Source organism: Nostoc sp., from assembly GCF_036918015.1.
Taxonomy (GTDB): domain Bacteria; phylum Cyanobacteriota; class Cyanobacteriia; order Cyanobacteriales; family Nostocaceae; genus Nostoc.
Genome location: NZ_JBALEO010000063.1, coordinates 1 through 12,287, shown reverse-complemented (window position 1 = coordinate 12,287; position 12,287 = coordinate 1). Strand labels below are relative to the sequence as shown.

The following is a 12,287-nucleotide window of genomic DNA, read 5'->3' as shown; positions in this document are numbered from 1 at the left end:
GAGCAAGGGAGGCGGGGGAGCAGGGGAGCAGGGGAGCAGAGGAGCAGGGGAGAAATTGCAGTAAGTTTTTCCCCTCTGCCCCTCTGCCCCTCCGCACCTCTGCCTCTTATGCCCAATGACCAATTTACACAGCCTTCTTGCCCATAATCCGCAAAAATATCTTCTCCGCTTCAATCCAGACAAACATTAAGGCACTGAAACCAATACAAACTCCCAACTCTTGCATATTCAAGTAGTGAGTACCAAAGAAATCTCGCAGGGGTGGGACATAAACTAGCATCAGCTGCAAAATCGTGGTGACGACAACAGCCGCTAGTACAAAGATATTGGAGAAGGGATTCATCTCAATGGTCAGTCGGTTGTTGGAGCGAATGGCGATCGCATGACCCATTTGGGCAATACACAAGGTAGTAAATACCATTGTTTTCCAAGTTTCGGGATCGCCTTGATACCCAGCAGCATGGGTATGCTGATAAGCCCACCACATCAAGGCAATGCTGATAATGGCAAATATTATCCCAATGCGAATCATATAAGAACCCAATCCCCTAGCGAAAATACTTTCGCGGGGACTAAAAGGCGGACGTTGCATGACATCCGGTTCTGGAGGTTCCACAGCTAATGCCAAGGCTGGTAAACCGTCTGTCACCAAGTTCATCCACAAAATTTGTAGGGGAGTCAGGGGAACGCCTCCCAAACCGATTAAAGGTGCGGCTGCAATTGTCAGAACTTCACCAATGTTACTGCCCAGGATGTATTTAATAAAGCGGCGGATGTTGGTATAAACAACTCTACCTTCCTTGGTGGCGCTGACAATAGTGGCGAAGTTGTCATCAAGTAACACCATGTCGCTGGCTTCTTTACTGACATCAGTGCCAGTAATACCCATTGCAATCCCGATGTCGGCTTGTTTGAGGGCTGGAGCATCGTTGACACCATCGCCTGTCATCGCCACAAATCGACCCCGGCGTTGCAGTGCTTGAACAATTCGCAGTTTGTGTTCTGGGGAAACTCTGGCGTAGATGCTCACCAAGTCAACGTTTTGCTCTAATTCCTGGTCAGTCATCCGCTGCAATTCTTGACCTGTAAGAACGCGATCGCCTTCTTGGGCAATTCCCAAATCGGTGGCGATCGCTCGTGCTGTTAATTGGTGGTCGCCAGTAATCATCACTGGGCGGATACCCGCTTCTCGGCACTCTTGCACCGCTGCCCTGACTTCTGGGCGTGGCGCATCTAGCATTCCCACCAATCCCAGCCATACTAAGCCTTGCTCGGATGTCTCATCTGAACCTTCCGGTGGAATCTCTAACAAAGGTTTGTAGGCAAAACCTAGCACCCGTAGACCTTTACTCGCCATCAGGTCATTTTCTGCCAAAATTTGCTGGCGTTGTGCTTCGGTTACAGTACCCGTGTCATTACCCAAATGAATCTGAGTGCAACGTGCCAAGGTTAACTCTGGAGAACCTTTGGTAAACATTAAATAAGGTTCCGATTGGAGAAAACCTGCGATCGCCGGATCAATTCCTCTCGAAGATGCTTCACCTGTGGCGATTCCCTCCACTTTAGCAATCACGCTCATCCGCTTCCTTTCTGAGGAAAAGGGAAACTCCGCAACGCGAGGTAACTTACTGTTCCACTGGTCTTTTTCGATTCCGGCTTTTCCCGCCAGGGTGAGTAATGCCCCCTCCGTCGGATCTCCCAAAATCGCCCATTCACCTTGTTCTTTTTGCAATACTGAATCATTACAAACAGCACAGGCTACTGATAACGCGGAGATTTCTGGAGACTCCTCTAGGGAAATTTTTTGACCATTTAACTGAAAGTCTCCTGTGGGAGCATAACCTTCGCCGCTGACGCGAAAAGTTTTATTGTTGGTGGAAATCGATTGCACCACCATTTTATTTTGAGTCAGGGTGCCAGTTTTATCAGAACAGATGGTCGTTACAGAACCCAACGTTTCCACTGCTGGCAATTTGCGAATCAAGGCATTTTGGCGAACCATTCGCTGGGTTCCCAGTGCCAAGGTGACGGTAATTACAGCTGGTAAACCTTCTGGAACCACAGCAACCGCCATACTCAAGGAAACTTCCAAGAGTTCTTGAATATTTTTAAAACCTCCGTCCTTGATGACACCGCCAACGACGACGATCGCCACAAGAATTAAAGAACCTGTAACTAGGACATTGCCCAGTTGAGTCATCCGCTGCTGTAAAGGCGTAGGTTCACTTTCTACCGCCTGCAACATCGCAGCAATTTTACCCAGTTCTGTAGTCATGCCGGTGTTCGTCACCAGAACCTTGGCACGTCCTTGGACTACTTCAGTTCCTTGAAAGACAACATTGAGGCGATCGCCTAATGATGTGTCCTCCGGCAATTTTAGTGATGCCTGTTTATTCACCGCTTCGGCTTCACCAGTCAATGCCGACTCACGCACTTGTAAATTAGACTGTTCGATCAAGCGTCCATCTGCGGCTATCTGCATCCCAGCTTCTAGCAGCATTACATCCCCTGGAACTAGTTCTTTAGCTGCTATCTCCACCAGTCTGGTGTCGCGGATCACCCGCACTAAGGGAGAAGTCATTTTTTTCAAAGCAGCCAAGGCTTTTTCGGCGCGGCTTTCTTGGACGTAGCCGAGTATGCCATTGAGGATGACAATTGCTAAAATCGCGATCGTATCTTTAAATGGCACTTCACCGGGCTTCAAGCTGCCCGATCGCAAAGCCATCAGGTCTAAAAACCCAGAAATGAGAGCTACGCCAATCAGCATCAATAACATAATGTTCTTGAACTGATCCAGCAAAATTTCCCAAGCACTACGGCCAGCAATTTCTTCAAGTTCGTTGGGGCCGTATTTTTGTAATCTCTGTTGAATTTCTTGGGGTGTTAAGCCGCTGTCTGCATTACTATCAAGCAGGTCTAGCGCTTTATCAACTTCTAAACTATGCCAAACGGCGGCACCTTCAGGCAGAGAATTAGCAGACATCGTGTAGGTCACAGCAAATGGTTACAAAATTCGATCATAATTTAGTGATGCCAGGAATTGCATCTCCTAAAGTTACATTAAGGCGATCGCCCAGTTGTATGAGTGTATATGTAATTCTTAACATTTGTAAATTCCTCCCGTTTTGACATAGTATTATTTCTCACGAAAGAGTTTATCGGAACACATTGTACCGATAATTATTAGTAGCCCGCTGTAAACGTGGCGATCGAAAACCACTAGATGTACTTGGTAAGAGCAACGCCCATTGTGGGCAGTCTTTTAACTCACCACTCTTCATCTACCCCAATTAGGGGAGCCATTGCTCGACTAGGATTTTCCATATCCAGCAATTGGTGTGACGGCGGTAAAACCGCTTGAGTCATGTTTCCTCCCCTACCTAAAGGTGAGGGTTTTTTACACTTACCACAAGGTTTTATGAGTTTTGCACTCCCCACTTTGACCGTTAGCCAGATGTTTGGGCAAAAAACAATTCGACCGCTTACTGCTGCTGCCCTGTGTGGCATTACTTTCATCAAAGATAGACTGATTGCTATTGACAGTATCAAAGGGCATCTACTAGAGATCGATCCCACCTCTGACAACAGCAAAATTCTCAATTCCCATCAAGTTGAAGAATTTACCGATGTCACTGGTTTAGCTGCGTGGGATGATACCCTGTGGGTGAGCCGAGAAAATAGTGTTTTTTTGTGCAAGCTCGATGCTTTGGATCTGGAACATTTTGTAACATTGCCTTATGCCGCTGATGGCGTTGCTGTTTGGGAAACAACAGTTTATGTTAGTTGCCAAAGACTAGGCTACATTCTGGTTTTTGACCGCGAAACGCGAAAAGAAATTACCAGATTCTATGCCCCTGGAGTTGGGATAGAGAATTTGGCAGTCAACCAAGAAATGCTATGGATTTGCGATCGCATCGAACAATCAGTTTACGCGATGGACAGAGCCACGGGAGAGCTGCAATTTAGCGTCCTGACACCCTTTGAATGTCCTACAGGCATCGCAATCCATAAAAATGCCGAAACAGGCAAAGAAAGTATTTACGTCGCCTACGCCTCAGAGGAGCCTTATATCCGGGATAACCCCAATGCCGATCCGAGTCATGAATTAACATTCCGCGATCGCACTTTTATTCATCCTCTGTATTATCATTACCAACCAGATAAGCGTTATGCCCTCTCTAACGGCTATCTGATTGAAATGTCTTATGCTGAAGAAATTGCACCCTTAGACGAGGTTTCTTTACCCGATGTCGAATGGCGCATCGCCCTACCATCGGAAACTGAGCGTCAAAAGGTGAAACACGTTGAACCAATTGGCATACCCTTTACCGAAGAAGTGGTACAGGGGCAACGTGTAGCAGTCTTTAAATTTGATTCTCTTGCACCAGGAGAACGGCATATATTTGGCTGGAAAGCACTTTTGGAAGTTCGAGGGATTAAATATCGGATTACACCCAGAGATGTAGAAGACGTTCCTGAACTTTCCCCAGAATTACAAACACGTTACTTAGTGGATGACGACGATTTAGCAATGGATACCACCATTGTTCGCCGTGCCGCCAGAGAAGCGATTGGTTCTGAAACCAATGTGCTGCGGAAAATGCACAGCATCCGCAACTACGTTTACGATGAATTATCCTACGGTATTAAACCTTACATTGACACTCCAGATACGGTTTTAGAGCGGGGTGTTGGTTCCTGTGGCGAATATGTCGGCGTCTTACTTGCCCTATCCCGTTTAAATGGCATCCCCTGCCGCACCGTAGGCAGGTACAAATGTCCTCCCCATAGTGACTTCATAGGTGTACCGCTACAACCCGACTTTAATCATGTTTGGCTAGAATTCTACGTCCCCAATTTTGGCTGGTTGCCAATGGAATCAAATCCTGATGATATAGGTGAAGGTGGGCCTTATCCAACGCGCTTTTTTATGGGCTTATGCTGGTATCACATTGAAATTGGCAAAGGTATCACCTTTGAAACTGTGACAAGCAAAGGCGCGCGGCTAACCAAAGAAGATATCCCCATTGGTGATTTAGCGATAAATCATATCCGGTTCACAATTCTTAAAGAATTACCACCTTTTTAAATTAGGACATTGGGAATTGGGAAAGACCATGAGAAAGTGAGTAGGGTGTGTTATGCCGTAGGCTAACGCACTTTAATACTCTCTGCTTAACCACTATTTTCCTCTATTTCTAAACTCTTATTCTTATTCAAGTATTCTTCAAACAATTCAAAAAATTTCTGTAGTGCCTCATGCTCATCTACAGAATAAAAAAGAATTATTTTAGACCATGACTGACCTGAGTTAATCCCATATTTTTCTTGAACCCATAACTGAAAACCTTCAAATTCTCTTTCCTGCTCAGTTGGGAGTATACCAACCTCTCTTTGAGCTAGACTATATCCTCGTAGAAGCATATCTAGCTTAGTAATGGAATTATTACCTAAGTACATTCCAGGTCTTTTCTTAATACTACCCAGAAGCTCATAGAGAGGGCGTACATAAATTTTCAAATCATTCTTAGAATAGTTAAGACTTCTTCCATTCTCATCTTTTTTTGAACTCTCGTCATTTAAAAACCTTTCAAACAGTTCAAAAAAACTATAGAAAGCATTTCTATCACTACCACAGGAAAATATAAGTATCTGAGCCCATGATTGTGAAACATTAGTTTTTTCTCTTTTTTGTATCCACTCTTGAAAACGTTCAATTCCAGAACCTTCTCTATCTAATCCCATCTCAGTTCGAGTACTTAAATATCCAATTAGGAATGAATGCAGATAAGTAATTGATGGCTTCTCTAAATACATAACGGGATTTTCTTTAATCTTTTGGAGAAGCGTAGAAAGATTCATCATATTAATTACTCCAATTTAATTTAGGGACTAGAGTGTGCTATGCCGTAGGCTAACGCACCTTAATACTCTCTGCTTAACCACTATTTTCCTCTATTTCTAAACTCTTATTCTTATTCAAGTATTCTTCAAACAATTCAAAAAATTTCTGTAGTGCCTCATGTTCGTCTACAGAATAGAAAAGAATTATTTTAGACCATGACTGACCTGAGTTAATTCCATATTTATCTTCAACCCATGATTGAAAACCTTCAAATTCCCTTTCTGGCTCAGTTGGAGCTACACCAACTTCTCTTCGAGCCAGACTATATCCTCGCAAACGCATATCTAGTTCAGTGATTGGACTAGCTCCTAAATACATTCCTGGTCTTTTCTTTATAGCGCCTAGAATCTCCTTGTAAATATCAAACCGAGGAAACATCAAATCCTGACGAAGCCTTAAAATGTCTTCATTTTTTTGCATTTTTGAATTGGTTTTCTGCTTTATGAACTTTTCAAACAATTCAAAAAAACTATAAAAAGCATCTCTTTCACTACTAGAAAGAAACAGAATTATCTCAACCCAAGATTGAGTTGTATTAATTTTTTCTGTTTCTTGCATCCATTCATTAAATCCTTCCATTGGGTCGCCTTCAGGAGTTAATCCTAAATTACTTAGTTGACTTAAATACCCCCAGGCAAAGGAACGAAGGCAAGTAATTGATGGCTTATCTATGTACATGACGGGATTTTCTTTAATCTTTTGGAGAAGCGTAGAAAGATTCATCATATTGATTACTCCAATTTAATTTAAGGACTAAAGTGTATTATGCTGTAAGCTAATGCACTTTAATAATTTCTGCTTAACCACTATTTTCGTCTATTTCTAAACTCTTATTCCTGTTCAAGTATTCTTCAAACAATTCAAAAAATTTGTGTAGTGCCTCATGCTCGTCTACAGAATAGAAAAGAATTATTTTAGACCATGATTGACCTGAGTTAATTCTATATTTTTCTTCAACCCATGATTGAAAACCTTCAAATTCCCTTTCTGGCTCAGTTGGAGGTACGCCAACTTCTCTTCGAGCCAGACTATATCCTCGCAGAAGCATATCAAGTCTAGTAATTGAACTTCTGCCTAAAAACATTCCTGGTCTTTTCTTTATATTACTTGGAATCTCGTTGTAAATATCAAACCGAGGAAAACTCATCTCCTCACTAAGCATTGAAATGTCTTCACTTTTTTTAACTTTTGAATCATTTTTCTGCTTTAAGAACTGCTCAAATTCTTCAAAGAATCTATTAAAAGCAGCTTGTTCACTTCCAGAGCAAGAGAGAATTATCCCAGCCCAAGATTGAGTCAAATTAGTTTTTGCTCTTTCTTGTATCCATTCTTGAAACCCTTCCATTCCACAAGAGTTTATGTCAGTAAATCCGAGTGTAATTAGACTATCTATGTACCCAGTTAAGAATGAATGAAGACAAGTAATTGATGGTTTGTCTATGTAGATAGCTGGATTTTCTTTAATCTTTTGGAGAAGCGTAAAAAGCTCTTTCATGCTAGCAACCTCTAATTTGGTGAAGATTTAGTAATTGAACAACTACATCGTGCTTTTATTAAGGTCAATCTTTTCTATCACGAGGGGACGAATTATTTGGCACTGTATCAGCACGAACCACATCGCTAATCCATTCTCCCTCAACATTATTGTTAGAATAATTTGCATAATCATCCCATGTCATGGTGTCGCCAGTTGAATATTCATAAACGACTCCACGAGTTTGATTATTACCATCTCCATCATTTAAACGAATCCAGGTTACATAATCACCAGATGGAGGATAACCACCACCAAAATCACGGTCTGCATATTGATTAACTAAACTTCTAATTGCCCCTGGAATAGGTCGCCAACTTCGAAAATGATGAGTTACAAATTTGTCGGGAGAACCAGACTTTCTGTAATGTACTGTTTGGTGGAATTTGTAATTATAAAGAACTGAAGATTGACCTTGTGGCCCACAAACTAAATTAAGTGGATAAAAAGAACAATATCTCTCTTGAGCTTTATTTGGAACCTGCTCATTTTGAGCTTTAGTTGTGCTAATTGCAGCCTTCGCAGTAGGAGCTAATTCCGAGCCAGCAGCGGCACATTCAGGTTGAATAGCACAAGCGTCTAGAGACGACAGCAATGCATAAACAGTTTGAGGTAAAATCCCCTTAAATATTGGAAGTAAAATAAACGTCGAAATTCCTACTAATCTAAATACAGATTTATTTGCGGTTAATCGCACTAATCTTAACTCCTTACAACCAAAGAGAAAAATCGATGTATCTGACATCTATAGGAATCCGGTTTGATTTCTGAAAAAATTAAGTATTTGTAGGGTGCGTTATGACTTTAGTCTAACGCACCAAACCCTTGAAAATGGTGCGTTACGCTTCGCGATAACACACCCTACGTGTTGTTCAAAAATCAAATAGTAATCCTATAGGTTGTCTGATAGGAGAAGAGAATCAGTCCAGTAAAAATACGAGTATTTAGTAGATTTTTTTGAAAATCGAACCAAGGTAAATAAATAAACTAATTAGCTATTAACTCTTAAACTTCTTAAACTGGGCAGTGGATATGATTGATGCTGCTTAAAATCGGCAAACTCACAGATAGAATTGAATGGGCAAAAGCGGCAGTGGGAGCCAGGATTAGGAGGGAATATTTTACTAAAATTAGTATTTTCTTCCTGATATTTTTGCAAATCGTGCTGATGTTTATGAGCAATATTCGCTAACTCAAATTTTAAGGATTCTAATTCACTATTATTAATGCTAATTAACTCAGACTTTTTACATATTTCTAAATTATAAAATGATGCAACAGCTTCTCGTCCAGGGTAAAGATAACGAGCAGCTAATAAGTAAACTAATGCCTGTCGTTTGTCGAAAGCTGATTTACCAGTTTTGAAATCCAAAATATGTAAAGTGCTATCAGACTCAATGAAAACGCAGTCCATAGCCGCATATAAGCGAAAGCAATAATCTTCTTGTTCAACTACTATCGGTTTGGGAAAGCCTTCATCACCTGGAGTTAATTGGATAATATCTTTATCCAAAAGCAACGGCGCATCGTGATATTTTTGTAAAATTTGCAGCACGCGTTGCTGGACTTGAACGCTTGAGTTGCCTAATTTAAGTAGCTGGGCAACTCTTTCTACACCATCTGCTTGCTTCAACAGATGCGTGTGATGATGAAACTCATAAATGCCTTTTTGGGCGAGTATGCCAATCCGCTGGGGTGCAGTGGCTTGCCCTAAAAGGGCTTTGACTTGTGGTTCGTGTTGCCGCGCTTTGATAAACCCCCGTCTCATCTGGCAATGCCAGCGTTCTTGCCCGATCGCTGGGGCAACTAGAGACCAAAGGTGATAACTGGCAAAAGGTCGATCGGGGGTTGACATTGCTCAGAAACAGTGAGAGAAAATACGGTGGGGAGAAGTTTAAACTAAGGCTTTCTTAGAAAAGAACTTCGGAGAATACTTGCTGCCACACAAGCTTTGCGGGAAGCTTTTATAGTACTGATAATGTACCGGAGCAAGTGGCAAAAATGTCTAGCAAGATAAAATTTGGTACCGATGGCTGGCGAGGGATTATTGCCGATGACTTTACTTTCCCCAATGTGAGAAAAGTAACAAGGGCAATCGCCACTTACTTGGATACAGCCTACACAAAAAATAGACCAGTACTTATTGCCTACGATACTCGCTTTTTAGCTGACCAGTTTGCCCAAACAGCGGCCCAAGTATTAGCAGATTTGGGTTGGACTGTAAAAATTACCGATCGGGATTGCCCTACACCAGTAATTGCCTACAATGCCCGTCACCTAAATTCCGCTGGGGCGTTAATGTTTACTGCTAGCCATAATCCAGCACCTTACTGTGGAATTAAATATATACCCGATTATGCTGGGCCTGCCACTCCAGAGATTACTGATACCATTGTGGCAAATATAGAAGGTGCATCGGATGAGTTACCTGGGAGCAACCCATCAGGTTCAATTTCAATTTTCGATCCGAAACCAGATTACCTACAATTTATCTACACTCTACTTGATGTAGAAAAGATCAGAAGCGCTAATTTAAAGGTAAAGTACGATGCTTTGTATTCTACCTCTCGCGGCTATTTAGATGAAGTTTTGCAACATAGTGGCGTTCAATTAGAAAGTTTCCACGATTGGAGAGATGTTTTATTTGGGGGTGGAATGCCAGAACCCAAAGGAGAACAATTAGTTGAGTTAGTAGAAGCAGTAGTTCGCGATCGCGCTGATTTGGGTTTGGCGACAGATGGAGATAGCGATCGCTTTGGTATCGTTGATGAACAAGGAACCGTCCTCACTCCGAATACTGTGCTGCTACTCCTAGCACGTCATTTAATCAAAAATAAAGGTAAAACTGGCGCGATCGTCCGCACTGTCGCTACAACTCACCTGCTAGATAATTTTGCTGCTAAAAATGGGCTGCAAATTTACGAAACAGCAGTTGGTTTTAAATACATTGGCGAAAAAATGCGGGAAACTGCTGTATTAATTGGTGGAGAGGAATCAGGTGGTTTGAGTATTCTTGGGCATATTCCCGAAAAAGACGGGATATTAGCCGATATGCTGGTGGCAGAAGCGATCGCTTATGAAGGTAAGCCTTTAAGTCTACTCGTTAAGGAAGCGATCGCCGAAGCCGATGGCCCACTTTACAACAACCGTCTAGACTTGCACCTCACAGAAACGCATAAAACCGCCGTCATCGACTCCTTTACCAAAAATCCACCTACAGAGGTAGCAGGAATAAAAGTCAAGGAAGTGGGGCGTAAAGACGGTATTAAGCTGTATTTAGAAGAAGGTAGCTGGGTTTTACTACGTCCTTCCGGTACAGAACCACTGGTGCGCGTTTACCTTGAAACCAACACTCCCGAAAAACTCACCCAAATCGCCCAAGAGTTGGAGAGTGCCATTGCTAAACTAAAAACACTTGCAGTTTAATAATTCAAAGTTAGGAGTTATGAGTTAAGAATTATTAACTCATAAATTTTATTAAGATATGAAAACTTTCGCTCCTTTTTTGACATCTCTAGTTGTGGCGGTTTGGGTAATCGCGATCGCAATTATTTCAGTCCAAAATGCCACACCCGTATCGTTAAAATTCTTAACATTTCAATCGATTCAGATACCAATGGGTTTAGTGCTAGCTTTTAGTGCCGTTATCGGGTTAATTGGTATGGCGCTGCTGCAACCTCTGTGGGGACTTGCTGGTATTGGGCAGCGTAATTCTCGATTGGAAGACGATGCAGAGTTTTTTGTTGATGATGAAGACTTTTGAGGGTTGAATAGCTGTGCAGTATCAAAACATTATTACAATCGAACCAGGAAAACGAAGTGGTAAGCCTTGTATTCGAGGAATGCGAATTACTGTATACGATGTCTTATCTTATCTTGCCTCTGGGATGACCTACGAGGAACTGCTTGATGACTTTCCTTATTTGACACAAGAGGATATTTTGGCTTGCCTAAGCTATGCGGCTGATCGAGAACGGCAAATGTTGACAATGCAAAAGCTTTTGACAAAAATCCAAATTTGGGAGTTTTGACACTGTATTAGATTTAAAAACTATGGAAGCTGAGTATGATTTTAGCCAGGGCAAGCGGGGAGCGATTGAATCAACATCAACAGGCAAAACTCGAATTACAATTCGCCTAGATGATGAAGTATTAGCATGGTTTCGTGACCAAGTTCACGCAGCAGGTGGAGGAAATTACCAAACTTTGATTAACGATGCCTTGCGTGAGTACATTCAGCAGCGCCGTGAACCGTTAGAAGATACATTACGGCGAGTATTGCGAGAAGAACTTGAACGCATTGGAAAATAAAGATATTTTGGCTTGCCTAAGCTATGCGGCTGATCGATAAAGGTTATGAGCGCAACTTATAAAGCAGATTTTAACTTGTGGATTGAACAGACAGCTCAACTATTGCGATCGCATCGCTGGCATGAAGTTGATATAGAACATCTGATTGAAGAGGTTGAAGGCTTGGGCAAAAGTGAACGGCGGGCTATTGCCAGTCAACTAACTCGTTTGCTGTTACATCTGCTCAAATGGCAATATCAACCCCAGCCTCGCTCAGATAGTTGGCTCGATTACATCACTGATTCTCGCACCCAAATTAAGTTAGCCATAGAAGATAGTCCTAGTCTTAAGAGCTATTCTACAGAGCAACTTGAGGAAAGTTATCAAAGGGCACGTCGCCAAGCAGCCAAGCAAACGGGAATACTTGTATCTGTGTTTCCAGAAGAGTGCCCATATTCTGTAGAGGTTGAGTCGATGGGGGATATTATTCCCCGCACCTCTCAGTTAGATCCGTGCGTGCAACTTTCACTGCACACGGCTCTCGATGTTCTCAGCTTG

General features: G+C 42.2%; 12 protein-coding genes. 6 read left to right on the top strand and 6 right to left on the bottom strand.

What is annotated here, in order from left to right; genetic code table 11:
- Positions 1 to 124: 124 nt before the first annotated feature.
- Positions 125 to 2,983, bottom strand: a complete 2,859-nt coding sequence (locus V7K61_RS15120) for a cation-translocating P-type ATPase (protein ID WP_335054231.1) — start codon at positions 2,981 to 2,983, stop codon at positions 125 to 127.
- 435 nt (positions 2,984 to 3,418) lie between these two features.
- Between V7K61_RS15120 and V7K61_RS15115 the strand changes: the two genes are divergently transcribed.
- Positions 3,419 to 5,089, top strand: a complete 1,671-nt coding sequence (locus tag V7K61_RS15115) for a transglutaminase family protein (RefSeq protein WP_335054229.1) — start codon at positions 3,419 to 3,421, stop codon at positions 5,087 to 5,089.
- Positions 5,090 to 5,175: 86 nt separating this feature from the next.
- Here the strand turns inward: V7K61_RS15115 and V7K61_RS15110 are convergent, their stop codons facing one another.
- The 5 genes from V7K61_RS15110 to V7K61_RS15090 form a co-directional block, all read right to left on the bottom strand.
- On the bottom strand, positions 5,176 to 5,865 hold the full coding sequence (locus tag V7K61_RS15110) for a hypothetical protein (RefSeq protein ID WP_335054227.1): 690 nt from the start codon (positions 5,863 to 5,865) through the stop codon (positions 5,176 to 5,178).
- Positions 5,866 to 5,938: 73 nt separating this feature from the next.
- A complete protein-coding gene (locus tag V7K61_RS15105; RefSeq protein ID WP_335054225.1) occupies positions 5,939 to 6,631 on the bottom strand; it encodes a hypothetical protein in 693 nt (230 codons plus the stop codon).
- A 73-nt stretch (positions 6,632 to 6,704) separates the two neighbouring features.
- The gene (locus V7K61_RS15100; protein WP_335054224.1) at positions 6,705 to 7,400 is read right to left on the bottom strand and encodes a hypothetical protein; all 696 of its coding nucleotides are present in this window, start codon (positions 7,398 to 7,400) and stop codon (positions 6,705 to 6,707) included.
- 64 nt (positions 7,401 to 7,464) lie between these two features.
- Positions 7,465 to 8,184: a hypothetical protein gene (locus V7K61_RS15095; RefSeq protein ID WP_335054222.1), complete on the bottom strand. Its 720-nt coding sequence runs from the start codon at positions 8,182 to 8,184 to the stop codon at positions 7,465 to 7,467.
- A gap of 246 nt (positions 8,185 to 8,430) precedes the next feature.
- Positions 8,431 to 9,294, bottom strand: coding sequence for a PD-(D/E)XK nuclease family protein (locus V7K61_RS15090; RefSeq protein WP_335054220.1), 864 nt, complete (start codon positions 9,292 to 9,294; stop codon positions 8,431 to 8,433).
- 146 nt (positions 9,295 to 9,440) lie between these two features.
- Between V7K61_RS15090 and V7K61_RS15085 the strand changes: the two genes are divergently transcribed.
- The 5 genes from V7K61_RS15085 to V7K61_RS15065 form a co-directional block, all read left to right on the top strand.
- Complete coding sequence (locus V7K61_RS15085) at positions 9,441 to 10,865, top strand: phosphoglucomutase/phosphomannomutase family protein (protein WP_335054218.1); 1,425 nt, start codon at positions 9,441 to 9,443, stop codon at positions 10,863 to 10,865.
- Positions 10,866 to 10,923: 58 nt separating this feature from the next.
- The gene (locus V7K61_RS15080; RefSeq protein ID WP_335054216.1) at positions 10,924 to 11,202 is read left to right on the top strand and encodes a LapA family protein; all 279 of its coding nucleotides are present in this window, start codon (positions 10,924 to 10,926) and stop codon (positions 11,200 to 11,202) included.
- A gap of 13 nt (positions 11,203 to 11,215) precedes the next feature.
- The gene (locus V7K61_RS15075; protein ID WP_335054214.1) at positions 11,216 to 11,470 is read left to right on the top strand and encodes a DUF433 domain-containing protein; all 255 of its coding nucleotides are present in this window, start codon (positions 11,216 to 11,218) and stop codon (positions 11,468 to 11,470) included.
- A 22-nt stretch (positions 11,471 to 11,492) separates the two neighbouring features.
- Positions 11,493 to 11,750: a BrnA antitoxin family protein gene (locus V7K61_RS15070; RefSeq protein ID WP_292741036.1), complete on the top strand. Its 258-nt coding sequence runs from the start codon at positions 11,493 to 11,495 to the stop codon at positions 11,748 to 11,750.
- Positions 11,751 to 11,795: 45 nt separating this feature from the next.
- A partial coding sequence (locus V7K61_RS15065) for a DUF29 domain-containing protein (RefSeq protein ID WP_335054211.1) occupies positions 11,796 to 12,287 on the top strand: 492 nt, incomplete at its 3' end.